Genomic DNA, 25,444 nt, shown 5'->3' on the forward strand with positions numbered 1-25,444 from the left:
CGCAATGTTCGTGACAATTGCCACAGTTATTGGTATAACGCTCACGAAATTTAGAAACCCAATTCAGGAGAACATCATGGAACTGTCAGCATTGACTGCTGTTTCACCAGTAGACGGCCGTTACGGAAGTAAGACGATTGCGTTACGCGAAATTTTCAGTGAATACGGTCTACTTAAATACCGTACTATCGTTGAAGTCCGCTGGTTACAAAAGCTAGCTGCTACTGCTGAAATCGCAGAAGTGCCAGCATTCAGCGCAGAAGCGAACCAATTCCTAGACGACCTTGCTGCAAACTTCTCTGAAGAAGATGCGCGCCGAATCAAAGAGATCGAGCGCACAACTAACCACGACGTAAAAGCGGTTGAGTACTTCCTAAAAGAAAAAGTGGCCGATGTTCCTGAACTGCACGCAGTTAATGAGTTTTTCCACTTTGCATGTACTTCTGAAGACATCAATAACACGTCACACGCTCTAATGCTTAAAGAAGCACGTGAGACGGTAATTCTTCCAGAAATCCGCAACCTAATCGACGCAATCAAAGCACTTGCTGTTGAGTACCGTGACATTCCACTTCTGTCTCGTACACACGGTCAGCCAGCTTCTCCATCAACAATGGGTAAAGAGATGGCTAACGTGGCGTACCGCATGGAGCGTCAATACAAGCAGATCGAAAACGTTGAGATCCTAGCGAAAATCAACGGCGCAGTAGGTAACTACAACGCTCACCTTTCAGCTTACCCAGAACTAGACTGGCACAAATTCAGCGAAGAGTTCATCACTGAATCTCTAGGTGTAACTTGGAACCCATACACAACTCAAATCGAACCACACGATTACATCGCTGAATTGTTCGACGCGGTTGCACGTTTCAACACGATCCTAATCGACTTTGACCGTGACGTTTGGGGTTACATCGCACTAGGCCACTTCAAGCAAAAAACTATCGCTGGTGAGATCGGCTCTTCTACGATGCCACACAAAGTTAACCCAATCGACTTTGAAAACTCTGAAGGTAACCTAGGTCTTGCGAACGCAGTATTCGGCCACCTAGCGCAAAAACTGCCAATCTCTCGCTGGCAACGTGACCTGACTGACTCAACAGTTCTACGTAACCTGGGTGTGGGTGTTGGCTACGCAGTAATCGCATACACTTCAACGCTAAAAGGCATCAGCAAGCTAGAAGTTAACCGTGAAGCGCTTCTTGCTGAACTTGATAAGAACTGGGAAGTTCTAGCAGAGCCAGTGCAAACTGTAATGCGTCGTTACGGCATCGAGAAGCCATACGAGAAGCTAAAAGAGCTAACTCGTGGTAAGCGTGTAGACGGTGAAGCAATGCGTGTATTTATCGATGGTCTTGAGCTTCCTGAGCACGAGAAAGCTCGTCTTAAAGAAATGACGCCAGCAAACTACATCGGTCAGGCAATCGAGCTAACTGATAAGCTGTAAGCGCTAATTTAATTAGCCAGACATTGAAAAGGTTGACGTGAAAGCGTCAACCTTTTTTGTTTTATACGGGTTTTGATAATGGCAAAGATACGTAACGTTATTGCTTTTGAAAAAATAAGGTTATGGTCCCTACTTCGAGACCAAACTTCTTAATTTTAGTCAGGTTAAACACGTGTCTGTCATCTTGACGATAAAGCCAGTCATCAAAAGCGACAGTGATGGTGTCGTCATCCATTTTCAACTCAAAGTCATACTGCCACTGTAATGCGTTACCTTGCTCCTGACCGGTTGCCACGCCAATAATGTCGTCTGCTTTGCCCTCATAACGGTTATTCTCTAATCTGGTGATCACCCAAATTCGCTGGTCCACTTCGCCATCATCAAACAAGAAGTCTTCTACCAGTGTTAATTGATTACCTTGTACCGTACCAACAATTTCTACTTCGAATCGTCTGGTTTGTTTATCAGAGTAGTCTTGCACCATTCCCCACGCTTTTACATTGCCATCGAAATATCCAAACAAGTCAAAGCTGGGTTTCGTCGTCTGGTAATTGTCTAACTCTGCCGAGCAGGAGCTAACAAGCATGGCAACGGCGCTCACCACCAAAACGATGAACAATTTAAAGATCTTCACTGCGAAACCTGCCCTATCAATTGTTTACGAAGTTTCGGAAACTCGGTTTTTGGTGACAACCAAATGGAGAGAAAAGCATCGTTTAATGCTTCATCTTTGACATAGCCAACCGTTTGAGGATAAGCATCTCCAGCACGACGATGAAGAAGATGCCCGGTTTGACCATCTGTGACATAGGCAAGCTCGTCGCCTTTTTTAATGGTTGGATACATCATATTAAGAATGGTTAGCCATTGCTGACGAAGGGATTGTTCTATTCCCAGCTTTTGCCATTGCTCATCGGTTACTTCTAACAACTGTTGCTTGGTGACGTCGCGCTTATAATAAATTTCGAGCGCAATTGGATGAGGAGATACATCCGCACTCACCTGATAGCGTCCATCCGGAGCTCTTAACCGTGACTCGTAAATATCAAAGATGAACCAAGTCAGCTTTGCTTCACCGACCGTTTTCCATTGACGCCATTGCGCTGTATTCACATGGGCAGTATCGGCACCCGCGCTCTGTGCATACAGCGGAACCGGCAGAATCAGCCCAGAAAGGAGTAACACGCTAATTAGATTCTTGGTTAACTTTCCCTGTAAGCTTTTCATTTCCATACACCCTGAGTATCAACTGGGTTACAACGCACCATTCCACGAATAAAACCATCAGCGTGAAGGTAACATCGTAACCAAAATCAACAGCCTGGAGTTTGTAGCCAGCGAAATAACTCGCTGCTCCCCCAATGCCGCCTATTATTGATACGTAAGTTTTAGGAAAACGATACAAAACGGATTTTATCTGGTAGGCATACCAGGCAAACATTACCCATAAGCACAGCAACCATATTGGCAGCCATATCGTTAGGAAGCTCAGAAGCGAAAACTGTTGGTTAAGACTATCCAGGGCGAGCCCGAAAATAACGATGACAGCGATGGGTTTCAATGACGTCGCATCGCGTACCGCACAGTAGGCAATGGTGGCCAAAGTAAAACCAAGGGTAAACCATTGCCACTGATAGGTACCTAGTACCGCAGCAAACCAGCAAAGTTGAAACCAGGTTGATGCAATCAATACTCTCATGACGAATTAAGGTCGCTGAAAAGTCATGTGCACTGTGCTAATGGTTCGTGCTAAAAAACCACCCTCGCAATAACTCATGTAATAACGCCACATACGGATAAATCGGTCATCATAACCTAGCGCGCGAACTTCTTTCTCAGCTTGATTAAACCGGCGATGCCATTCATTGAGTGTTTTCGCATAATCGAGGCCGATATCGAACAGGTCTCGAACAACAAGATCACTGTACTTTGTCGCCGCTTGAGTCAGAGAAGTCACTGAAGGTAAAAATCCACCTGGAAATATGTACTTTTGAATAAAATCGACGTTATTGCTGTAATAGTCATAACGCTGATCGGCAATAGTGATCGCCTGAATAGCCATTAAACCACCGGGTTTCAGCAGTGACTCACACTTCTTAATATAAGACGGCAAAAACGCTTTCCCCACCGCTTCAATCATCTCTATCGAAACTAACTTGTCATAAGTGCCATCAAGGTTGCGATAATCTTCTTTAAGCAAGGTGATTTTATCCGACAAGCCTTTCTCTTCAATCTGTTGCTTGGCGTAGGCGTGCTGTTCTTCTGAAATGGTGGTGGTGGTCACCCGACAGCCATACTGCTCAGCCATATAAATCGCCATCGCGCCCCAACCGGTACCAATCTCAATAACGTGATCGGATGCTTTTAGATCGATCTGTTGGCAAAGACGATCCATTTTATTAATTTGCGCTTGCTCTAGTGACTCACTATCTTGGCGATAAAGCGCAGATGAATAGAGCATATTACTGTCTAGAAATGACTCATACAGCGCATTGCCGAGATCATAGTGCGCATGAATATTTTTACGAGAATTCTCTTGAGAATTGCGGTTAGCCCAGTGGCTGACTTTGTAAAACAGTTTAGTTATCCAACTACCCTGCTCCTCTATTTGATCTAATGCGCGCATGTTTATCGCCATTAGCTTCATCAATGCCGTCAGGTCTGGGCTATCCCACCAGCCATCCATGTAAGCCTCACCTGCAGCGATACTGCCACCTCGTAAAATTCGTGAGTACAAACCGGGATGTTTCACCTCGATGGTCGCTGACACAGGCTCCTCGCTATACATACCAACAGGTGCTGTAAAACGTTCGCTTTTTTCTGCTGCGCCGGAATTAAAGCTCTCGATTAAGGTTAAACAACCATATTCCATTTTTTTCAAACATTGAACGATCACTCTGCGAGCCGCTTTTTGAGTGGTACTCAGTTCGCACGGCAATGTGATTGCACTACTATTCAACATGCAGAATTCTCCTTGTTATTGCTTTCCTTTTTTTTCTTTTCTGGCTGCGTGTTATTTTCGTTGGAGTATTTAGGGTGAGAAAAAAAAGGCGCACCTTTTCTCCATAACTTCAATGCGTGCCAGTAAATTCCAAACACCACTTTGACTGTTTGTATCGGTGTGATGACCAAACACTTCATCAAGCTTTTACTAGATAATACTGTCGCTTTCATTGCCATGGTTGCATCAAAATGCTTACCATCTTTATGGCACTCTAAATGAATATTGAGCTTGTCAGTCAGTGGTTTAATCTTCCAGTGGTACTGCTGGTCAATTGGGTTAAACGGGGAAACATGGAACGCTTTTTCCTGCTTCCAACCAAATTGTTCATCATCCTGATCAGCAGAAACGACATAATAATGACGCTCATTCCACGGTGTATTGCTCACTTCAGCCAGCAAATATTTCCATTCACCCTGCTTGCTATAAACATAGTAGAAATTAACCGGACTAAAATAGAGCCCTAAATAGCGCAAGTGGCAAACCGCAATAACTCGACCATCACATTTCACGCCTGTCAGGCTTTCTAATTTGTCTTGTACTGCCTTTTTAAGGCTGCCCTCACCGACATAGTCACTGCGCTTAAACCGCGCCCAATGCCACCAGCGTGTTCCAAATCCCCACACTTTCTTTTCAAGCTCATCAATCTCGTCAACATCAATGGCTGGCATGAATAACGAATAGTTCAATTCGTGCGACACGGGAGTGAAGCGACGATGTCTTACATTGCCAATAAACAATCGGCTGTTCATACCGCTAGCCATATTATGCTGCGCCTCTTTGCAGCGTAGTAACATCTTGTGCTTTCGTTTTCTCTTTCATCGCTTTGACTACATCCAAAGCACTACGCACACCATCTTCATGAAACCCGTTATGCCAATAAGCCCCACAGAACCAGGTATGTGCAACGCCCTGAATCTCACGCCTTCTCTGTTGAGCCGCTATAGATTCGGTCGTAAAAACGGGATGATCATAAGAGAACTTACGAAGAATTTTGTTTTCATCGATCTGCTCGGTGCTATTCAACGTTACGCAAAAAGTATGAGGAGAATCTAAATGCTGAAGTATGTTCATATCGTACGTGAGTGACGGTAATCGTTGTTTCTCGCTGTCACTCCCCTCTAAAAGATAGTTCCAGGAAGCCCAGGCTGCTTTGCGTTTCGGCAGCAAGCTTGTATCAGTGTGCAGAACCACCTCGTTGGATTGATACGCCATATCACCAAGAATACTTCTCTCCTCGTCAGACAGCTCACTGAGCATTCTCATTGCCTGATCACTGTGGCAAGCGAATATCACTTCGTCGAACCACTCCGTAGTCCCGTTTACGTGCAAAAGCACACGATCTTTACTTCGCGTAACGCTTTCAACCGGACTGTTGAGACGGATATTTTGTGCAAACCCCTTAGTCAATGGCGGAATGTAAGCGCGAGAGCCACCTTTGATCACATACCACTGTGGACGATTCGTCACATCTAGCAATCCATGATTCAAGAAAAAACGTAAGAAAAACATCAACGGAAATGCACGCATATCCGCCAGTGTAGAAGACCAAATTGCCGCGCCCATAGGAAGAATGTAATTGTCAGTGAAGAACTCACTAAATTTATGTTCATCGAGAAATTCGCCAAGCGTTTGCAAATTGGTGTTTTCGTTCTTGGCGAAGGCTTTCGCTAACTTGTTGAAACGAAGTATCTCGTAGATAAAGCGATAAAACTTTGGATTTAACCAATTACGCTTTTGTGCGAACAGTGTAGAAATCGTGTGACCATTGTACTCTAACCCGTTTCCGTTGTTACGGACGCTGAAGCTCATTTGAGTTGGTATACCTTCTACGCCAATTTCATTCATCATCTTGATAAAATTTGGATAGGTGCGGTCGTTATAAACGATAAAGCCAGTGTCAATTGCATACTCTTTTTCATCAACAGTGACATCAACGGTTGCTGTGTGCCCACCGATGTAATCATTCGCTTCAAATAAAGTGATGTCATGTTCTTGATGCAAGTAATAACCGCACGTCAGTCCGGATATCCCTGTGCCTATAATTGCAATTTTCATATTTTCTTCCTTTTTACGACACGAGTTTACGCATTAAGCGGGCTTGCCAGCGGTATGGAAACAACGAAATGAAGCGAAGAATGCTGGTAAACCTCGCAGGGAAATAGATGTGACTTTTATTTGCTGAAAGCTGCTTCCTGATCGAATCAGAGGCTTGCTTGACGGAAATGATCATCGGCATTTCAAAGGTGTTTTTGTCGGTAAGCGGCGTCTCGACAAAGCCAGGAAAGACCGTGATAACCTTTATCCCTTTTTTGGCGAAATCTAAGGCGAGTGTGCGGGCAAAGTAGCTCACAGCCGCTTTCGATGCCCCGTACGCCTCTGCTCTCGGTAAAGCCACTTCAGACGCAATAGAACCGACTATCACCACTCTATGCCCCGCTTCAAAATATCTTTGACAGGCTTCGACACAATTGGCCACTCCAATAACGTTGACATTCAGAACTCGCGCCATGAGTCTCGCGTCAACGTGGCCATTGTCCATGTACTCGCAATCTCCAGCATTGAAAAACCAGGTATCTGGAACAAAGCTGAGTGATGAAAGTGCAAGCATGGTTTCTTCGTAATTCGTCACGTCAAACCGAAGCGTTTCGATCTGCGGTGAAACATCACTTAGCTCACTGAGTACGGATTCGTTACGCCCACAAGCAATGACACGCCAGCCAGAATTGGCGTAATCCAACGCAAGCTGCTTTCCTATGCCAGACGTCGCACCAGTAATCAAAATCGAGCCGCTCATTGCGATAACCTCTGCTTCACGATTTTTACCACCGCGCCAAGTAGGGGTAAGTTTTCATAAAGCATCTCACCGAGATCAAAGTAGTCGCGATGATAAATGACTTGTCCTTCAGCAAACTTCAGATGAGAAGCTCCATTTACCAAAATTGGCGATCCGCCCTGTAACTTTGGATGGAGTAATTCCATGGTCCACGTAATAAACCCCGTATCATCCACCTGTTGGTGTTCATGAATGACAAAGTCACAGCGGATAACGTTGGTATACAGTGATTGAAAGTATTGGTAGAGAGCGGTTCTCCCCTCTAATCGATGCGCTGCGTCTTCAAACACCACATCAGGGTGATAAATTTCATCCAGCAGATGTAAGTTATCTTTGCTGAGCTGCTGGTAAATATCGACGATAGACCGTAATTCCATTTCGTTGCTCCTACGCACCTTCAACCGTTCATGTTGTACAAAAATATTATACGTACAACATAGACTAATCACATAAAGTTGTACAAAAAATATTTTGTATAACTTTGTTTCTTTTAGGTGTGATACGTGAACAAGGAAGGTAGCGATCAGACAAACGAAAAAAAGGCTTGGTAAAAACCAAGCCTTTTCAGAAAATTATTCAATTAGTACTGTTGATTGCGAAGAGCGTTAATACGCTTGTCTAGTGGTGGGTGGCTCATTAGTAGCTCTGTCAAAGACTGCTTACCGTTGATACCAAACGCCATCATAGTGCCATCTAACTTCGACTCTTGGCTCATTTTCAAGCGCTCAAGAGCAGCAATCATTTTTTCTTTGCCGACCAGACTAGCGGCACCAGCGTCTGCATGGAACTCACGATGACGGCTGTACCACATGGTGATGAAGCTTGCTAAGAAACCAAACACCAGTTCCAGTACCATAGAGACACCAAAGTACACCATCATGTTTGAACCTTGACCTTCTTCCTCATCGTTAGACGCCACCATGTTGGCGATAAAACGTGACAAGAAGATAACAAACGTGTTCACAACACCTTGCATCAGTGTCATCGTAACCATGTCACCATTAGCAATGTGACTTACCTCGTGCGCCAATACGGCTTCAGCTTCATCGCGAGTCATGTTATGTAGCAGACCCGTAGAAACGGCAACCAATGAGTCATCACGCTTTGCACCTGTTGCGAAGGCATTGATATCTGGTGAATCATAAATTGCCACCGTTGGCATGCCGATCCCCGCTTGCTGAGCCTGACGACCTACTGTCTCCAGTAGCCAGTGCTCTGTTTCGTTACGTGGGCTTTCGATAACCATACCGCCAACCGAACGCAGTGCCATGCCTTTTGACATCATTAACGAAATCAGTGCACCACCAAAACCAAAGACCGCAGCCATAACCAGCAAACCAGACAAACTGCCCGGCTGCATTCCCGTTGTAGCGTAAACAATATTCAGAACAACACTAAGAACTAGCACAACGGCTAGGTTAGTTGCCAGGAATAACATAACTCGCTTCATTACTTTTCTCCGAGGAAGCTTATTGTTGTAAAAGCCGATCCCATTTGGTTTCGTGCTCCGTTGCGTTATAGATATAGTCTATCGCTGTTAAAAACAAGGTTAAGCAATAAATTGCAACATTTGTTTTCTCAACTGAAATAAATCGTAAATTTTTATAGCCTAAAAACAGTATTTTAGACCAGGTTTAGACTTTGGTCTTATTGTTCGATTGTTTCAGCGTGCTAAATTCAGGTCAGATGAACAAAAACAGAGCGAACTCTAAAGGCTTTCCGAAGCCGAGTAGCTCCAAATCCATGTCTTGAGGGAAAAATCATGGTAGAAACGAACGACTATCAAATGGCTATCGATTTACTACGTTGTCACCTAGGTATCTCAGAGGACGAGGCAAAGCAACAACTTGGTATTTCGACTGATGATCATATGGCTAATCGTATTGCAGAAACGCAACACGCATTGATGGGTCTCGGTAACGAAAAATAAACCTGAATTAGGTTTTCGAATTCGAATAATGGAAAGGGCTGCGAAATGCAGCCCTTTCGTTTTTCTGTTCTAGCGTTGAAGCAAAGGATCGATGTTAATGTATTTGCCGAGTTCTTTGCGCTTAGCACTAGGAACATAAGGGATCTCACCTAATTTGGGTGCACCTAAGCGAGATTCCAGCATCTCGATGATGTCCGCATAGTGCTCCGTTCCCGGGTTCACGCGATTTGCTACCCACCCAACAAGGTTCAAACCATCGGCTCGAATTGCCTCTGCGGTTAAAAATGCGTGGCTCAAACAACCCAGTTTAATACCAACAACCAAAACAACTGGAAGCTGCTCTTGTTTAACCCAAGTAGAAAGATTGTCTGTATCCGAAACCGGGACTCGCCATCCCCCCGCACCTTCAACCAAAACCACGTCAGCCTGAGATTTATGCTGAGCCAGTTTTCCACTTAAAACGTCGTATTTAATTTCAACATCTTCATGTTTCGCGGCGATATGCGGCGAAGTTGGCAGCTCTAGTGCGTACGGGTTTATATCATCGTAAGCCACTTCTAGTGTCGCTGCTTTTTGTAAATGCAACGCATCTGAGTTGCGCCAACCTTGCTCTGTCTTTTCGCTTCCTGCTGCCACTGGCTTATAACCAATGGTGTTTAACCCTTTTGCCGCTAACGCTTGCAGAATGGCTTTAGACGCTACCGTTTTTCCTACATCAGTATCCGTACCAGCAATAAAAAAAGCATCAATCATAGATGTATTACTCCAAAACAAACCTGATAACTTGCAGGTAAAAGACCTTTATCGTTTTTGAATTCTTGGTACGCACGTTCTACGTGTAAAAGTTTGCGGCGGCTTGTCAACGCAGGAGAGCGCCCACTAACATGGGTTGCTCCGATACCTTTAAGGTCTCGCATAACAGAAAACGCAGAGTCGTACCAAACTGTGATGGAGGTCAAGTCTAGATGATGGTCATTGCAGTGAGCTTGCGCCAACGCAATTTTTACCTGATTGATCGTTATAAAGTTATTGACGTGTTGATATGCATCAATTTTTTTCCATGATTCACGTAGCTCATAGAGAGAACCATCAACCAGAGTAGAGAAAAAGCCAGCGCCCCCGTCCTTGAGAACTCGGCGTACTTCGCGTAACGGATAGCTTAAATCACGACACCACTGCAGAGCCAAACTCGAAAAGACAAAATCAAAGTGATGATCATCAAAAGGCAAGTTTTCTGCGTCGGCTAAAACATAGCGTGCTCTCGCATCGCCGCATCGTTGATGGGCCTTGTTTAACATCTCTTGAGAGATATCCACACAAACCACTTCGGCACCACGTTGCTGGAGTAACTCAGAGAAGTAACCCGTCCCACAACCTAGATCTAATACGCGCTTCCCTGATAAATCTTCTGGTAGCCTTTCTAATAACCGATGCCCTACATCGCGTTGAAACGCCGCATGTGCGTCATACGTATTGGCGGCTTTACTGAATGAAGTAGCGATAGCACTCTTATCTAGACTTTCAAGAGCCAGATCTCTCTGTTCTGCTTGATTCATTACCGCGCTCCTAGTGCTTGTTCAAGTACGTGAGATAATGTTTTGATTTGATCTTTGGTGTGATTCGCCGTCAAGGTGATACGCAACCGGGACGTCCCTGCTGGAACCGTCGGCGGTCGGATCGCCGTAACCCAGAAACCGTGTTGGCGACATGAGTCTGCGACACTTAACGCTTTCTCTGCATCACCGATAACAAAAGGTTTAATCGGTGTCAGCGTTTCAACAAAGCCGCTCATGCCGTGTAAGCATTCCTGATAGTAAGCACTTAACTCCGCCAACTTTTCTCTCCGCCAACCTTGCTCCTGAACGATGGAAACCGCATGAGTTAACGCATACGCTTGTGCAGGAGGCATGGCTGTCGAATAGACGTGATGACGCGCGAACTGTGTCAGGAAGTCACCTGTCACGCGGTCACACAAAATGGCAGCACCGGAAACGCCAAACGCCTTGCCAAATGTGACTACGAGTATATCTGGCTTGATATTGGCCTTCTCACACGAACCACCACCAGTATCGCCCAACACACCAATGCCATGAGCGTCATCCACTGCCAGCCAGGCATCATTTTCTTGAGTTATCTGGGCAAGCGCCGCAAGAGGTGAGCAATCACCATCCATACTAAAAACGCCTTCCGTCACCACTAAATGATTACATTCGGTATTGATAAGCGATCTGAGATGTTCGAGGTCATTATGTTTAAAGCGTTTCATTTTAGCGGGAGACAACGCACCGGCTTCCATTAAAGACGCGTGATTAAGCCGGTCTTGCAATAAGACATCTGACTTTTCCAACAGAGTAAACAGCAATGCCTGATTGGCGCTGAAACCCGAGCCAAACAATATTGCGCGCTCATAACCCAACCACTCCGTCAGTGCGGCTTCTAGATTACTGTGCGCAGCGCTAAACCCTGTCACCATAGGTGAAGCTCCGCTGCCACTGCCGTAAACACTTAGCCCCTGCTGCCAAGCCCGAACCAAAGATTGATCATTGGCCAAACCAAGGTAATCATTACTCGAGAAGTTGATATAGCGTTTGCCCGCGTGTTCCAGAACAGACTGGTTACCGGCAAACACTAAGTTCATTGAGCGATCCAGCCCCTGCTCTTTTCGTTGAGAGAGTGCTGATTCGATACGAGATTTAAACGCTGGCATCGTAGAAAAGGTCGTCTTTAGTCGGACGAGCGGCAACACGTTCTACCACACGATCAAGCAATTCGTTCTCTTCAATTTCATCCGGCTTTTGCGAGACTTGCTGGCTGTTTATGCCTAACTTATCAAACAGCATCATATCTTTGTCTTCAGAAGGGTTTGGCGTTGTAAGTAGCTTACAACCGTAGAAAACAGAGTTCGCACCAGCCATGAAACACAACGCTTGCATCTGCTCATTCATGTTTTCGCGTCCCGCAGACAAGCGAACCGCAGATTGAGGCATCATGATTCGTGCGATAGCAATGAGACGAATAAAATCAAATGGTTCAACGTCTTCGACTTTTTCAAGCGGTGTGCCTTTCACTTTAACCAGCATGTTGATTGGTACACTTTCTGGATGAGTCGGCAGATTAGCAAGTTCTACTAATAAACCAGCACGGTCGTTGGCACTTTCGCCCATACCAATGATGCCGCCCGAACAGATTTTCATGCCCGCATCACGAACATGAGATAGCGTATCCAGACGATCCTGATAAGTGCGAGTTGTGATGATATTGCCGTAAAACTCAGGTGACGTATCAAGGTTGTGGTTGTAGTAATCCAAGCCCGCGTCGGCAAGTTGATTCGCTTGCTCTGGCGTCAACATACCCAGCGTCATACAGGTTTCTAAACCCATACCTTTCACGCCTTTGATCATATCCGTCAGGTGTGGCATGTCGCGCTCTTTCGGGTTTTTCCACGCAGCGCCCATACAGAAACGGGTAGAGCCAGCATTTTTCGCTTTTTGCGCCGCATCGAGGACACGTTCCACTTCCATTAGACGCTCTTTTTCAATGTCTGTGGTGTATCTCGCGCTTTGAGGACAGTACTTACAGTCTTCTGGGCATGCACCCGTCTTGATTGATAGCAATGTGCTAACTTGAACATGATTGGTTTGCTGGTATTGACGGTGAACAAGCTGTGCTTCGAACAGAAGATCCATAAATGGTTTTTCCATTAGCTCTTGTACTTCTGCATGCGTCCAGTTATGACGTACTTCCACGTGTATTCCTTAGATTACTTTTTTTGTTGTGTTGACAGTCTACTTAGTCTCGATAAACTGTCAACATAATCGCAAAATCAAAAGTTTACAACTGGTTAATTTTTAATCTTTACAATATTGGAATTACACATGGATCTTGCCTTCGATCGCCAACATATCTGGCATCCCTACACTTCAACGCTGACTCCTCTGACCTGCTATCCGGTTGTTTCGGCTGATGGGGTCTACATTAATCTGGAAGACGGCACCCAATTAGTTGATGGCATGTCGTCTTGGTGGTCAACGATTCATGGCTATAATCATCCGCATCTGAACCAAGCGGCCCATCAGCAAATTGATCAGGTTTCTCATGTTATGTTTGGTGGTATTACTCACCAACCCGCTATCAGTTTGTGTAAGAAGCTGCTCTCCCTCGCACCTGACAATCTCGAACACGTTTTTCTTGCCGATTCAGGCTCGGTCGCTGTAGAGGTAAGCCTCAAAATGGCGTTGCAATATTGGCATGCAAAAGGCGAACGCAGACCTAAATTCCTTACCTTAAAACACGGCTACCATGGTGACACGTTTGCCGCAATGTCGGTCACTGACCCCGACAACTCGATGCACTCGCTATACAAAGGCTTTCTGCCAGAACATATCTTCGCGGACTCTCCGACATGCGGTTATTGGGATGAATGGAACCCCGACGACTTGGCTGATTTCGCACAGAAGATCGATCAGCATCACCAAGAACTTGCCGCAGTGATTCTAGAGCCAATCGTACAAGGTGCCGGGGGGATGCGTATTTATCATCCTGAGTTCCTTAAAGGTGTCAGAGCACTCTGTGACAAATATGAACTTCTATTGATTGCTGATGAGATTGCGACAGGATTTGGACGTACAGGAAAGCTTTTCGCATGTGAGCATGCCGGTATTCAGCCTGACATCCTTTGTGTTGGTAAAGCATTAACTGGTGGCTATATGACGTTATCTGCCACTCTTGCGACCAAACATGTCGCTGATACGGTTTGCGGTGGCGAAGCAGGTTGCTTTATGCATGGGCCCACTTTCATGGGAAACCCGCTCGCTTGTGCGGTAGCGACCGCGAGTTTAGAGCTTATCGAGCAAGGAGCCTGGCAACAGCAGACTCAGCAAATTGAAACGCTTTTTTCTGAGTTGTTACCCAAGCTAGAACAATATGATGTGGTGAAAAATACACGTTGGCTTGGTGCAATAGGCGTTGTGGAAACTCATCGTCCCGTTAACATGGAAGCGATTCAGGCGCTATTTGTTGAGCAGGGTGTGTGGATTCGTCCGTTTGGCAAACTCATTTACATGATGCCACCATTTATCAGCGAGCCAGAACACATTGAAAGGTTGGTAAACGCGATTGAAACAGCGCTTCAACGTGAAGACTGTTTTTTATAACAACGACGCCCACTGATTTTGGTTTTTAGATATTAAAAAACCCAGCTCAAAAGCTGGGTTTTTGTATTTATTCAGTTTACTTATTAACCGATGTGCGTTGCGCCGCCCATGTACTTCTGAAGTGCAGTTGGGATTGCAATACGGCCGTCTGCTTCTTGGTTGTTTTCAAGGATAGCAACCATTGTACGACCTACTGCTAGGCCAGAACCGTTTAGCGTGTGCACAAGCTCAGGTTTCTTCTCGCCTTTACGACGGAAACGCGCCTGCATACGGCGAGCCTGGAAGTCCCACATGTTAGAACATGAAGAGATTTCGCGGTAAGTTTCTTGCGCAGGAACCCATACTTCTAGGTCGTAAGTCTTACGAGCACCGAAGCCCATGTCACCTGTACACAGAACCACTTTACGGTAAGGAAGCTCTAGAAGTTGCAGAACTTTCTCAGCGTGACCTGTTAGCTCTTCAAGTGCATCCATTGAGTCTTCTGGCTTAGTGATTTGAACAAGTTCAACTTTGTCGAACTGGTGCATACGGATAAGACCACGAGTATCACGACCGTAAGAACCTGCTTCTGAACGGAAGCATGGCGTGTGAGCTGTCATCTTAAGCGGTAGATCCGCTTCGTCAGAGATCGTGTCACGTACCATGTTAGTTACTGGTACTTCAGCTGTAGGGATAAGTGACAGTCTACGCGGCTCTTCGTCGTTCACTTTCTCTTCAAGCGGCTCTGTGTGGAAAAGGTCTTTACCAAATTTAGGTAGCTGACCTGTACCAAATAGGCTGTCAGAATTCACTAGGTACGGTACGTACATTTCTGTGTAGCCGTGTTCTTCGGTGTGAAGATCTAGCATGAACTGAGCGATTGCACGGTGTAGGCGCGCGAACTGACCTTTCATCACGATAAAGCGTGCACCGGTAATTTTAGTCGCGCTCGCGAAATCAAGACCGTCGCCCATTTCACCTAGGTCAACGTGATCTTTCAGTTCGAAATCGTAAGTTTTTGGCTCGCCCCAACGAGAGATTTCTACGTTGTCTTCTTCATCTTTACCGTCTGGCACATCGTCAGCTGGCAGGTTTGGAACAGAAAGCGTGATTTCCTCTAGTTGAGACATCACTTGCTCAAGTTCAACTTTCTTCGCATCAAGATCGCTACCTAGTGTACCGATTTGTTTCTTGATCTCTTCTGCGCCTTCTTTGTCGCCAGCTGCCATTTTTTGGCCGATTTGCTTGGAGATGGAGTTACGCGTGGATTGTAAATTTTCAACTTCTACTTGAATGGACTTACGTTGTTCTTCAAGGTTACGGATAGTCTCGACGTCTAGCTTAAAGCCACGACGCGCCAGTTTAGCAGCTGTTTCATCCAGCTCAGTTCGAAGTAATTTAGAATCCAGCATTGTTAATCCTATGCTTTTGTAGTTGTGAAATCGCGCACCAACATCTTGCTAGTACGCTATAAAAATTTACCGAATAAATGTATCCAAAAATGCCTACTTTTCATAGCGCTTTTGTGGGCTATTTGCGTCTAAAGTAGCCAAGTAATCTAACTTTTCGCCGATTTTGGTCTCTAGACCTCGATTTGTCGGCTCATAGTACTTACGATCATCCATTTCCGGTGGCAGATATCGCTCACCCGCTGCATACGCTCCCGGCTCATCGTGAGCATACCGATATTCAGCGCCGTACCCCATGTCTTTCATCAAACTTGTTGGTGCATTACGCAAATGATGAGGGACTTCGTACTCGGGTAAGTTATGCGCGTCTGAAAGCGCTTGTTTCCACGCCACATAGACCGCATTACTCTTAGGTGCACACGCAAGGTACACGATCGCCTGAGCAATCGCACGTTCGCCTTCTGCCGGACCAACACGCGTAAAACAGTCCCATGCAGAGAGTGCTACTTGCATAGCTCGAGGATCCGCATTTCCGATATCCTCGGAAGCAATTGCGAGTAATCGGCGTGCAATGTATAAAGGGTCACAACCTGCAGCGATCATTCTCGCAGCCCAGTACAGTGCTGCATCTGGGTTAGATCCGCGAATTGATTTATGTACCGCAGAAATCAAGTCGTACCAAATGTCGCCTTTGTTATCAAAACGAGAGACTTTTTCCCCTGCGACTTCGGCCAGTAGCTTAAGCGTGATTTCTTTCTCACCTTGAGCGTTGTCTTCGGCCATATCATAGAGCAACTCAAGGTAATTAAGCGACATGCGAGCGTCACCGTTAACCAGTTCTGATAAGCGATCGAGCACGTTATCAGCAAAGTGGGCCGGTATCTTACCCAGACCACGCTCTTTATCGATAATCGCTTGATTGAGCGCCTGTGCAATCTCGTCTTTATTCAATGAGGTCAGTTTGTAAACACGCGCTCGAGACAACAATGCGTTGTTGAGTTCGAAAGACGGGTTTTCTGTGGTTGCACCGATGAAAGTAACCGTACCATCTTCAATATGCGGAAGGAAAGCGTCTTGCTGAGACTTGTTAAACCGGTGCACCTCATCCACGAACAATATCGTGCGGCGACCCGTCATTTTATTTTCTCGTGCTTTCTCAATCGCAGCACGTATTTCTTTCACGCCAGACGTCACTGCAGAAACACGCTCCACCTCTGCATTCGCGTAATTCGCTGCGACTTCTGCCAACGTCGTTTTGCCGGTACCCGGAGGCCCCCACAAAATCATTGAGTGGATATTCCCGGCTTCTAATGCACGACGTAAAGGTTTCCCCGGACCTAAAATATGCTGCTGTCCAATATACTGTTCGACCGTTTGCGGCCTCATACGCGCAGCAAGGGGACGAAAATCTTCGTCCCCCGAGAAATCTAGTGTGTAATTCGTCACTACCCGTTAATTCCTTTGGTCATCCACTTCCACTCCTTTTGGAATCGTGAATGTGAATCGGTTGGCTTTTGGTTTTCCTAGCTTCACGTTACTGAATTTGAACAGGCCTCTTTGACCATCTTGTTCAATCACATTGAAGCCTTTTACGATACCTTTTGCATCGATATTAATCTGGAAACGACCTTGCGTTGAATCGACGGCTGTCGGGATCAGTGTGAACTCATTGCCTTTTTGAGAGACTTTGTAATTGTCCCAATCACTTGCGCGATTACGAGTCAAAAGCACAAATGGTGTCTGTTCAGCAGCTTGTTCTTGCCAGTAAATGCTCACTTGTTCGATAAATGGGCTGTAGTACCAAAGGGTTTTACCATCAGACACCAACAAGTTTTCGTCTGGGAATGTCGTGCTCCAACGGAACAAACTCGGACGGGCAATCTCAACGGTCCCTTCCCCTTCCATCACCGTTTCCCCTTCAGGGCTGATGACTTGTTGAGAAAAGTCGGCACTGAAGCCTTCGTTAATTGATAAACGCTTGCTTAACTCTGCTTTTGGGGATGCGGCATACGCGGTTGAGAATATAGAGAAGCTTAAAACAAGCGCGGAGATGAGTTTCGCTGAAAATCGTTGTTTCATTCAAATACCTATCACTGTGGTCTAAAAGACCGAATTTTACTCACCTCTTTGGACTGAGGTGAGTAAGACAAGTTCATTAATCTTTTGGCGGCGCAGGCGCGAGAACTTCGCGGTTGCCATTGTGGCCAGGCGCGCTGACAATACCTTGAGCTTCCAGTTGCTCAACGATTCGAGCCGCTCGGTTGTAACCGATCTTGAAACGACGTTGCACACCTGATACAGAGCCACGACGTGACTGAACGACGTGCTCAACCACTTGATCGAACAACGGGTCTACATCTTCATCAGATTCCATCTGTTCGCCCGGGAGCAAACTTTCCGGACTCTGATCGCCGCTGATAATCTCATCAATGTAGTTTGGTTTACCGCGAGCTTTCCAGTTATTCACGACAGCATGAACATCATCATCTGAAGCAAATGCGCCGTGCACACGTATGGTATGGCTTGAACCCGGCGGCAAGTAAAGCATATCACCCATACCCAATAGCGATTCAGCACCACCTTGGTCTAGGATCGTACGCGAGTCCGTCTTGGTTGATACTGTAAATGCCACACGCGTTGGGATGTTCGCTTTAATCAGACCGGTAATAACATCAACAGATGGTCGCTGAGTCGCAAGAATCAGGTGAATACCCGCTGCACGTGCTTTCTGTGCCAAGCGTGCAATCAGTTCTTCGACTTTTTTACCGACGACCATCATCAAGTCAGCAAACTCATCCACGACAACAACGATGTATGGCAGTTTCTCTAGCAGCGGTGGCTCAGTGTCCATGCTGTCGCCTTCTTGCCAGAATGGGTCATGAATTGGGTGTCCCGCTTCCGCAGCCATCTTCAGTTTTTCGTTGAAGCCTTTAACGTTACGAACGCCTAGCGTTGACATCAGTTTGTAACGACGTTCCATCTCGCCTACACACCAACGGAGAGCGTTAGACGCGTCTTTCATGTCTGTCACAACTTCAGAAAGTAGATGCGGAATGCCTTCATAGATTGAAAGCTCCAACATTTTCGGGTCGATCATGATAAAACGCAGATCTTCCGGAGACGCTTTGTAGAGCATACTCAAGATCATCACGTTTACACCGACCGACTTACCCGAACCGGTTGTACCAGCCACCAGCACGTGAGGCATTTTAGCAATATCGGCGATGACCGCTTCACCAGCAATGTCCTGACCAAGCACTACCGTTGTCGGTGATTTAGCCTGCTCAAATTGAGGGCTGTTGATAACGTCAGAAAGATATACGGTCTGACGGCTCATGTTTGGCAGTTCCAAACCTACGTAAGGTTTACCTGGAATCACTTCAACAACACGTACTGCCATTGCAGACAGCGCACGAGCCAAGTCCATTGAAAGGCCAGAAATACGGCTGACTTTTACACCCGGCGCCAAATCCAACTCAAATCGAGTGATGACAGGGCCTGGATAAATACCGACCACGTCCGCCTTAATTTTGTAATCTGCCAACTTACTTTCAACCAGTCGAGCGACCTGCTCTAACGCGTCACGATCAATAAAGTTCTCGCGTTTTTCTGGGTGATAAAGAAGCTCTAGAGTTGGTAGTGGCTCTTCTGGCACAGGCAGGTTTTCTTCTTGTTTCATCAAAAATGGGTTTTGTGTTGCTGCCACTTTAGCTTGAGCACCAGCTACCATGTTCTGGAATGCAGCCACATCTTGATCGCCCTCAGCAACCTCTTCTACTTCGACCACAGGAGCAGGCTCAAATGTCTCACGTGGTGACGGTTCAGACCTTACAAACGGCTCGCTTGATTGCGCTATTGAAGCCTCTGATTGAGGAACCACTGTCGGCTCTGGTTGAGCAGCAACATACTCGTCCTCATCTTCGTCATCAACAACATCAAAGTTCGAAATCGTTGGTTCAATATGCTCGCCGGGTTCTGTCTGCTCAGAAATATTATCCAAAGAGGCGGAATCTATCACTGGCTCTTCAAATGGTACTGAATCAACGTGAGCCTGCTGTGCTTGCTCCGCTGCGAACTGCGCATACTCAGCGTAGTCCGGTTCACTTTGGAATGATGTTGTATCAGTCTCTTCATGTTCAGCAGGGCGTTGTGGCTCTGAATAATTCTGTTGTGTCGAGGTTAGCGTTTGTTCAGGTTGCTCTTCCAACGCCCAATCGTCAGCCTGATGAGCAGCCGCTTCCAGCTCTTCAATCGTGACATTCAGCTGTTTAGTGCGTTCCACTGATGGATCAACATGACTCGCGCTGAATGCCTGCGTTTGAGGTTCTGGTTTGGAATACGCCATTTCCGGCTTTTCTGCTGCAACAGAAACAGGTTTTACCGAATCCGCCACAGGTTTTGACACACGCGGTTCCGGCTGAGTTTGCGGCATATAAATAGGATATTCGTGCGGCGCTTCTTTAGGCTCTTCGACATCATATGCCGTCAAGTGAGGAAGTGGTTCTTCTTCCTGTTCAACCTCAGCGCGTCTTGTGGTGACTTTATCTTCAATAAACTCATCAAGTTGAGGTTCCAGTGTCTCCTGCTCTGAGCCTCTGAGTTTATTAGCAATACCATTGACTAACCCTAGGGAGCGATCGCCTAACCATTCGACAATGTTTAACCAAGATATTCCGGTAAACAGAGTAAAGCCCGCGCCCCACAAGAACAGCAGAACTAACGTAGTCCCCAAAATATTGAGTGTAGGTAATGCCAGGCTGGAGAGTACGTCGCCTACAACGCCACCCGATGAGAAATACCAGATATCATCGAAATTAATATCGGCCAAACCACAACTGGTCATAATTAGAACAACAAGACCCAGTAGTCTTGTGCCCCAAAGCATAAGATCGATTGGCTCGTCTTCGCCGCGCTTACGACAAAGCACCCATGCCGCCGCCGCCAATAAGAAAGGCAGAGGGTAAGCCAGTGAGCCAAAAGTGAAAAATAGAGTATCGGCTAGCCAAGCACCAAACAGGCCACCAGCATTATCGATCTCCCCTCCCCAAGCAGTTTGGGACCAGGAAGGATCGGCCGGGCTAAAGGTAAATAACGCTACAGCAAGCAATACCGAGCTAAGAACGCCCACAATAAAGCAGCACTCTTTCAAGCGTTGGAAGCCATTTAAGCGTGAAGACTGAGGCTCTTCACTTGTTTTGATGATGGTTTCGACTTTCTTTGCGTTCTCTTTGAACATAAATCAACTTGAATATGGAAATGAATTAGGAATTTGCAAAACATTCCGAGCGGCATAAAGCCGCTCGGTAAATTGATTTAACCATATCAAAGAGAAAAACCCAATTACTCAATGCCGAAAGCGGAAGCATATACCGCTTTCTTTGCAAGAAATTAACGAGTTTTAATCACAAGCTGGTTAGATTGTTTCACTTCTTCCATAACAACGTATGTACGAGTGTCGTTTACACCAGGTAAACGTAGAAGCGTATCGCCAAGTAGTCGACGGTAAGCACCCATATCTGATACACGAGTTTTAAGAAGATAGTCAAAGTCACCTGATACTAGATGACATTCTTGGATATCATCCAGTTTTTGAACCGCAGAGTTAAACTGCTCGAACACATCTGGTGCGCCACGGTTTAACGTAATTTCAACGAACACTAAAAGTGAAGCGTCCAAAAACTGCGGATTCAGTAACGCAGTATACCCTGTAATGTACCCCTGACGTTCTAATCGACGTACACGCTCCAAACACGGAGTTGGCGAAAGACCAACACGCTTTGAAAGTTCTACGTTCGAAATACGACCGTCTTTCTGCAATTCATTAAGAATGTTGCGGTCGATACGGTCTAGTTCCTTGGACGGCTTTTTATAGTTGTCTGCCATTTTTTATTCCACCTTATTACTTCCTTGCAAAAAAATATACTACAACTTTTTAATATTTGGTGCCAAATATTACAAATCTATAACTATACTAGCTATTAATTCGATAATAACACCCTACAAATAGTTAAAATAACCATTATAGAAAGAGGATACAGGATGATCATTGGCGTACCTAAGGAAATCAAAAACCACGAATATCGTGTCGGTATGATCCCAGCAAGCGTGAGAGAGTTAATCTCACATGGTCACCAAGTTTTAGTTGAGACCAACGCAGGTGCCGGCATTGGTTTTACAGACGATGATTACATCGCTGTCGGCGCATCCATTCTCCCTCATGCTGCAGACGTTTTCGCGCAAGCAGACATGATAGTAAAAGTTAAAGAACCCCAAGCAGTCGAGAGAGCAATGCTCCGCGAAGGGCAAATTTTATTTACTTATTTACACCTAGCACCAGATTTTCCACAAACTGATGAGCTAATCAAGAGCAAAGCTGTCTGTATAGCCTATGAGACTGTAACAGATAATATGGGTCGTTTGCCACTGTTAGCACCAATGTCTGAAGTAGCAGGTCGGATGTCTATTCAAGCAGGTGCACAAACGCTAGAAAAATCACACGGTGGTCGTGGTTTACTGCTTGGCGGCGTACCTGGTGTTGAGCCTGCAAAAGTGGTCATTGTGGGCGGCGGTGTCGTTGGCGCAAACGCAGCTCGTATGGCTGTGGGCCTTCGTGCAGACGTCACTATTCTTGATCGTAATGTCGATACTCTGCGTAAACTGGACGAAGAATTCCAAGGCCGCGCTAAAGTCGTTTATTCTACAGAAGACGCGATTGAGAAGCATGTTGTAGAAGCTGACCTAGTAATTGGCGCAGTTCTTATCCCGGGTGCAGCTGCACCTAAACTGGTGACAAAAGAACACATTGCGAAGATGAAGCCAGGCGCAGCGGTAGTTGATGTGGCTATCGACCAAGGTGGTTGCTTTGAAACATCGCACGCAACCACTCACGCTGAACCGACATACATCGTCGATGAAGTCGTGCACTACTGCGTAGCAAACATGCCAGGTGCCGTTGCCCGTACTTCTACTTTTGCATTGAACAACGCAACGTTACCTTACATTTTGAAACTAGCGAATAAAGGCTACCAAAAAGCCCTTCTTGACGAGAAAGGTTTCCTTGAAGGACTAAACGTTATTCACGGCAAAGTGACTTGTAAAGAAGTTGCCGACAGCTTTGGTCTTGAATATGTAGAAGCAGAGCAAGCGATTGCAATGTTCAACTAATGACAAAATAATTCATTTTTGTCACGTTTTGTTTACAAAAGCCCACTAGCAGGTGGGCTTTTTCCTATAGAGCATTTAGATATAAATAATAACCATCACTTATATGCGCAAATTAAAATATTTCGAGGTGTGACAGTTTTAGCGCAAAACTCCGACAAACTGGCACGATAACCACGTTGCTCAAGATAAAGTACTTTATCTAATGCGAGCCAAAGCTCTAATGGACGCTGAAAAACCAACTGAACTAAGCTCATTCTTTCCATATGCCAAAAGCGCTGTTCCGCTAAAGTTTCGAACTTATTAAAGTCAATCGACTGACTAATGTCGATCGCCTTTTTCTCTGCCGCCCACAAACAAAATGCCTCAAACCCTTCACTCAACTGTGATTTGCGGATACTCGGGACCGGTTGGTATTCTTCAATACCTAGCACCTGACGAGTGAGCAGATCAAAGCCCAGCCTGAAAATCATTTCTTGCTGACGATGACGGCGGACACGCTCCCCACCCGTCACCGTTTGTTGCAATGGAATACGAAGTTCTTGTTTCGACAGCACTAATGTAGAGTGTTGAGCAATCTCGGACAATGGTTGATACGTTTCGCCCTGAATAAGGTGATAACAGCACGGAGAAATCGTCATTGCCGAGACTCCTGCTTCACAGCCGTACTGAAGCAAACGCACATGTAAGTCACCACAAGCATGCAGCGCTACGGCATGTTGCGTAGGCTCAAAAACCGCTTTCGCTTTGGCATCAAATGCGTCGCCTTGAATAAACGTCATCTTCCATTGATGTTCATTAGCCGCCGACTGTCCCGAATCGCACAACGATTGTTGATATTCAAAGCTGGTAACAGGCTGATCCGTTTGTGTGGTAAGAATACGTCCAAGGTAGCCCTTACCCGAACACCACTCAAGCCATTCTTCACCATAATGGCTTTGGATTGCGGCTTCTCCCATGGCAACTATTTGCTCAAGTTTACGACCAGGAACACCGCTGTCTAAACCGCGGTCAAGATCCAAACCTTGGAGTGGCATCGTTTCTAAATGGGTATGCTCAGACAGTAATTTAAGTACTGGTAGGTAAGCGCTAATTTCAGCCAACGCTTCTTCAGGTTTTACTTTTAAGCGTTCAATTTCAAGAGGAGACAGTGACGCTAACCACTGACAAAGATCGGGATACTGTTCTTGCCAAGGTAGTACTGGATGAATGCTGCTTTGGAATGGATCAAATCGCCACAACGATTGGTTGTCAATCAGACAGTCATTAATAAATTGGAATCGAGTGTTCATTAAGCCCCCACCACACTAGCGGGGGCGAATTATATACCTAACCAACCCTTTCCGGAACACTCGGCTTGGGTATGGGCATGTAATTCATCGTTATCGGACTGGAAGGTCGATATCTTTAAACATCTCTTCAATTTCCACGTTTGACTTCAAAGAGATAGCTTGCTCTACCACTGGTCGAGTCAAGTGCGGCGCAAATCTTTCCATAAAATCAAACATATAAGAACGAAGGAACGTGCCGCGACGGAAGCCGATACTGGTGGTACTTGCCCCGAACAAATGACTAGCATCGATAGCAACTAAATCTGTGTCTTGCTTTTCATCAACAGCCATACTTGCAATCACACCAACACCAATACCCATTTTTACGTAGGTTTTGATCACATCCGCATCGGTTGCAGTAAATACCACGCGAGGAGTCAGGCCTTCACGGTTAAATGCAGTATCGAGTTCAGAGCGGCCTGTGAAGCCAAAGACGTAAGTCACCAACGGGTAAGCGGCAAGGTCATGGATGCTGATGTTGGCCTTCTTCGCCAGAGGGTGATCTTTCGGCACAACAATAGAGCGGTTCCAGTGATAACAAGGCAACATAATTGCGTCTTGATAAAGGTGCAGTGCTTCAGTCGCTATCGCAAAGTTCGCCGTGCCTTTGGCGATCGCTTCTGACATTTGCGAAGGAGTACCCTGATGCATGTGTAACGAAACTTTAGGGTAACGCGTCGTAAAACCTTTAATGACATCGGGTAAGGCATAACGCGCTTGTGTGTGTGTCGTCGTAATGTTCAGGGTTCCCATTTCAGGATGCGTATGCTCACCCGCTACCGCTTTAATACTTTCGACACGTCCAAGGATTTCTTGAGAAATTCGAACAATCTCTTCGCCCGCGCCAGTCACCTGAGTTAAGTGCTTACCACTTCGCTCAAAAATTTGGATGCCCAGTTCGTCTTCCAGTAACCTCACCTGCTTACTGATACCAGGCTGTGAGGTGTACAAACTTTCTGCGGTGGCAGACACGTTCAAATTATGGTTTACAACCTCAACAATATACTTCAGTTGTTGCAGTTTCATCGTAATCCCTTACTCGTTCCCGAGACACTAAAATCGAAAGCAAAAATCATCACTCTTTTGAGCGATATAATAATTAGTTATAACGCGACATCTGCCAAATGAACAGTAATTTCTAACATATATCTCAAACTCATACTAAAAAATTAGAAGCAAATTAATATGCGCATGATT

At 45.8% G+C, this 25,444-nt stretch carries 24 protein-coding genes; 4 read left to right on the forward strand and 20 right to left on the reverse strand.

Features of this window, described 5'->3' with window-relative positions; all coding sequences use genetic code 11:
* Positions 1-76: 76 nt before the first annotated feature.
* Positions 77-1,447: an adenylosuccinate lyase gene (gene purB / locus V1U08_RS09305; RefSeq protein ID WP_014231477.1), complete on the forward strand. Its 1,371-nt coding sequence runs from the start codon at positions 77-79 to the stop codon at positions 1,445-1,447.
* 97 nt (positions 1,448-1,544) lie between these two features.
* Here the strand turns inward: purB and V1U08_RS09310 are convergent, their stop codons facing one another.
* The 9 genes from V1U08_RS09310 to htpX form a co-directional block, all read right to left on the reverse strand.
* A complete protein-coding gene (locus V1U08_RS09310) occupies positions 1,545-2,033 on the reverse strand; it encodes a DUF3833 domain-containing protein (protein WP_330470552.1) in 489 nt (162 codons plus the stop codon).
* A 44-nt stretch (positions 2,034-2,077) separates the two neighbouring features.
* Positions 2,078-2,674 carry a chalcone isomerase family protein gene (locus V1U08_RS09315; protein WP_118118157.1) on the reverse strand — a complete coding sequence of 199 codons (597 nt, stop codon included), beginning with the start codon at positions 2,672-2,674 and terminating at the stop codon, positions 2,078-2,080.
* Positions 2,634-3,146: a DUF2878 domain-containing protein gene (locus V1U08_RS09320; protein WP_330470461.1), complete on the reverse strand. Its 513-nt coding sequence runs from the start codon at positions 3,144-3,146 to the stop codon at positions 2,634-2,636. Before V1U08_RS09320 ends, V1U08_RS09315 begins: the two co-directional genes overlap by 41 nt.
* A gap of 6 nt (positions 3,147-3,152) precedes the next feature.
* Positions 3,153-4,409: a cyclopropane-fatty-acyl-phospholipid synthase family protein gene (locus tag V1U08_RS09325; RefSeq protein ID WP_330470462.1), complete on the reverse strand. Its 1,257-nt coding sequence runs from the start codon at positions 4,407-4,409 to the stop codon at positions 3,153-3,155.
* Positions 4,403-5,212, reverse strand: a complete 810-nt coding sequence (locus V1U08_RS09330; RefSeq protein WP_330470463.1) for a DUF1365 domain-containing protein — start codon at positions 5,210-5,212, stop codon at positions 4,403-4,405. Before V1U08_RS09330 ends, V1U08_RS09325 begins: the two co-directional genes overlap by 7 nt.
* Position 5,213: 1 nt before the next feature.
* Positions 5,214-6,506 (reverse strand): NAD(P)/FAD-dependent oxidoreductase, encoded by a 1,293-nt coding sequence (locus V1U08_RS09335; protein ID WP_330470464.1) that lies wholly within the window; start codon positions 6,504-6,506, stop codon positions 5,214-5,216.
* Between the two features lie 13 nt (positions 6,507-6,519).
* Entirely contained in the window at positions 6,520-7,245 is a 726-nt protein-coding gene (locus V1U08_RS09340; protein ID WP_330470465.1) for an SDR family oxidoreductase, read from the reverse strand.
* Complete coding sequence (locus tag V1U08_RS09345) at positions 7,242-7,661, reverse strand: nuclear transport factor 2 family protein (protein WP_330470466.1); 420 nt, start codon at positions 7,659-7,661, stop codon at positions 7,242-7,244. The genes V1U08_RS09340 and V1U08_RS09345 overlap by 4 nt, the downstream gene beginning before the upstream one ends.
* 203 nt (positions 7,662-7,864) lie before the next feature.
* Positions 7,865-8,734 carry a protease HtpX gene (htpX, locus tag V1U08_RS09350; protein ID WP_014231468.1) on the reverse strand — a complete coding sequence of 290 codons (870 nt, stop codon included), beginning with the start codon at positions 8,732-8,734 and terminating at the stop codon, positions 7,865-7,867.
* A 312-nt stretch (positions 8,735-9,046) separates the two neighbouring features.
* Here htpX and V1U08_RS09355 point away from each other — a divergent pair, with 312 nt between their 5' ends.
* Complete coding sequence (locus V1U08_RS09355) at positions 9,047-9,214, forward strand: hypothetical protein (protein WP_014231467.1); 168 nt, start codon at positions 9,047-9,049, stop codon at positions 9,212-9,214.
* A gap of 69 nt (positions 9,215-9,283) precedes the next feature.
* Here the strand turns inward: V1U08_RS09355 and bioD are convergent, their stop codons facing one another.
* The 4 genes from bioD to bioB are packed head-to-tail and all read right to left on the reverse strand — an operon-like array spanning position 9,284 to position 12,960.
* Entirely contained in the window at positions 9,284-9,967 is a 684-nt protein-coding gene (bioD, locus tag V1U08_RS09360) for a dethiobiotin synthase (protein WP_162889671.1), read from the reverse strand.
* Entirely contained in the window at positions 9,964-10,770 is an 807-nt protein-coding gene (gene bioC / locus V1U08_RS09365) for a malonyl-ACP O-methyltransferase BioC (RefSeq protein WP_014231465.1), read from the reverse strand. Before bioC ends, bioD begins: the two co-directional genes overlap by 4 nt.
* Positions 10,770-11,921: an 8-amino-7-oxononanoate synthase gene (gene bioF, locus V1U08_RS09370; protein ID WP_330470467.1), complete on the reverse strand. Its 1,152-nt coding sequence runs from the start codon at positions 11,919-11,921 to the stop codon at positions 10,770-10,772. Before bioF ends, bioC begins: the two co-directional genes overlap by 1 nt.
* Entirely contained in the window at positions 11,908-12,960 is a 1,053-nt protein-coding gene (gene bioB, locus V1U08_RS09375) for a biotin synthase BioB (protein WP_014231463.1), read from the reverse strand. The genes bioF and bioB overlap by 14 nt, the downstream gene beginning before the upstream one ends.
* Positions 12,961-13,089: 129 nt before the next feature.
* Between bioB and bioA the strand changes: the two genes are divergently transcribed.
* On the forward strand, positions 13,090-14,367 hold the full coding sequence (bioA, locus tag V1U08_RS09380) for an adenosylmethionine--8-amino-7-oxononanoate transaminase (RefSeq protein WP_330470468.1): 1,278 nt from the start codon (positions 13,090-13,092) through the stop codon (positions 14,365-14,367).
* Between the two features lie 83 nt (positions 14,368-14,450).
* Here the strand turns inward: bioA and serS are convergent, their stop codons facing one another.
* The 5 genes from serS to lrp all read right to left on the reverse strand — a co-directional run bounded on the left by serS (position 14,451) and on the right by lrp (position 21,638).
* Positions 14,451-15,758, reverse strand: coding sequence for a serine--tRNA ligase (serS, locus tag V1U08_RS09385; protein WP_014231461.1), 1,308 nt, complete (start codon positions 15,756-15,758; stop codon positions 14,451-14,453).
* 93 nt (positions 15,759-15,851) lie between these two features.
* A complete protein-coding gene (locus V1U08_RS09390) occupies positions 15,852-17,201 on the reverse strand; it encodes a replication-associated recombination protein A (RefSeq protein WP_330470469.1) in 1,350 nt (449 codons plus the stop codon).
* Between the two features lie 6 nt (positions 17,202-17,207).
* A complete protein-coding gene (gene lolA, locus V1U08_RS09395) occupies positions 17,208-17,834 on the reverse strand; it encodes an outer membrane lipoprotein chaperone LolA (RefSeq protein WP_014231459.1) in 627 nt (208 codons plus the stop codon).
* A 76-nt stretch (positions 17,835-17,910) separates the two neighbouring features.
* Entirely contained in the window at positions 17,911-20,991 is a 3,081-nt protein-coding gene (locus V1U08_RS09400) for a DNA translocase FtsK (RefSeq protein ID WP_330470470.1), read from the reverse strand.
* A 152-nt stretch (positions 20,992-21,143) separates the two neighbouring features.
* Positions 21,144-21,638, reverse strand: coding sequence for a leucine-responsive transcriptional regulator Lrp (gene lrp / locus V1U08_RS09405; RefSeq protein WP_005378234.1), 495 nt, complete (start codon positions 21,636-21,638; stop codon positions 21,144-21,146).
* Positions 21,639-21,794: 156 nt separating this feature from the next.
* Between lrp and ald the strand changes: the two genes are divergently transcribed.
* Complete coding sequence (gene ald / locus V1U08_RS09410) at positions 21,795-22,919, forward strand: alanine dehydrogenase (protein WP_014231457.1); 1,125 nt, start codon at positions 21,795-21,797, stop codon at positions 22,917-22,919.
* 95 nt (positions 22,920-23,014) lie between these two features.
* On the opposite strand, the gene V1U08_RS09415 is transcribed toward ald, so the two are convergent.
* Both V1U08_RS09415 and cysB read right to left on the reverse strand, forming a co-directional pair.
* Complete coding sequence (locus V1U08_RS09415; RefSeq protein WP_330470471.1) at positions 23,015-24,208, reverse strand: methyltransferase; 1,194 nt, start codon at positions 24,206-24,208, stop codon at positions 23,015-23,017.
* Positions 24,209-24,298: 90 nt separating this feature from the next.
* Positions 24,299-25,273 carry an HTH-type transcriptional regulator CysB gene (cysB, locus tag V1U08_RS09420; protein ID WP_014231455.1) on the reverse strand — a complete coding sequence of 325 codons (975 nt, stop codon included), beginning with the start codon at positions 25,271-25,273 and terminating at the stop codon, positions 24,299-24,301.
* Positions 25,274-25,444: the final 171 nt, after the last annotated feature.

Origin of the sequence: Vibrio sp. YYF0003, from assembly GCF_036350715.1 — a bacterium.
GTDB classification, from domain to species: domain Bacteria; phylum Pseudomonadota; class Gammaproteobacteria; order Enterobacterales; family Vibrionaceae; genus Vibrio; species Vibrio natriegens.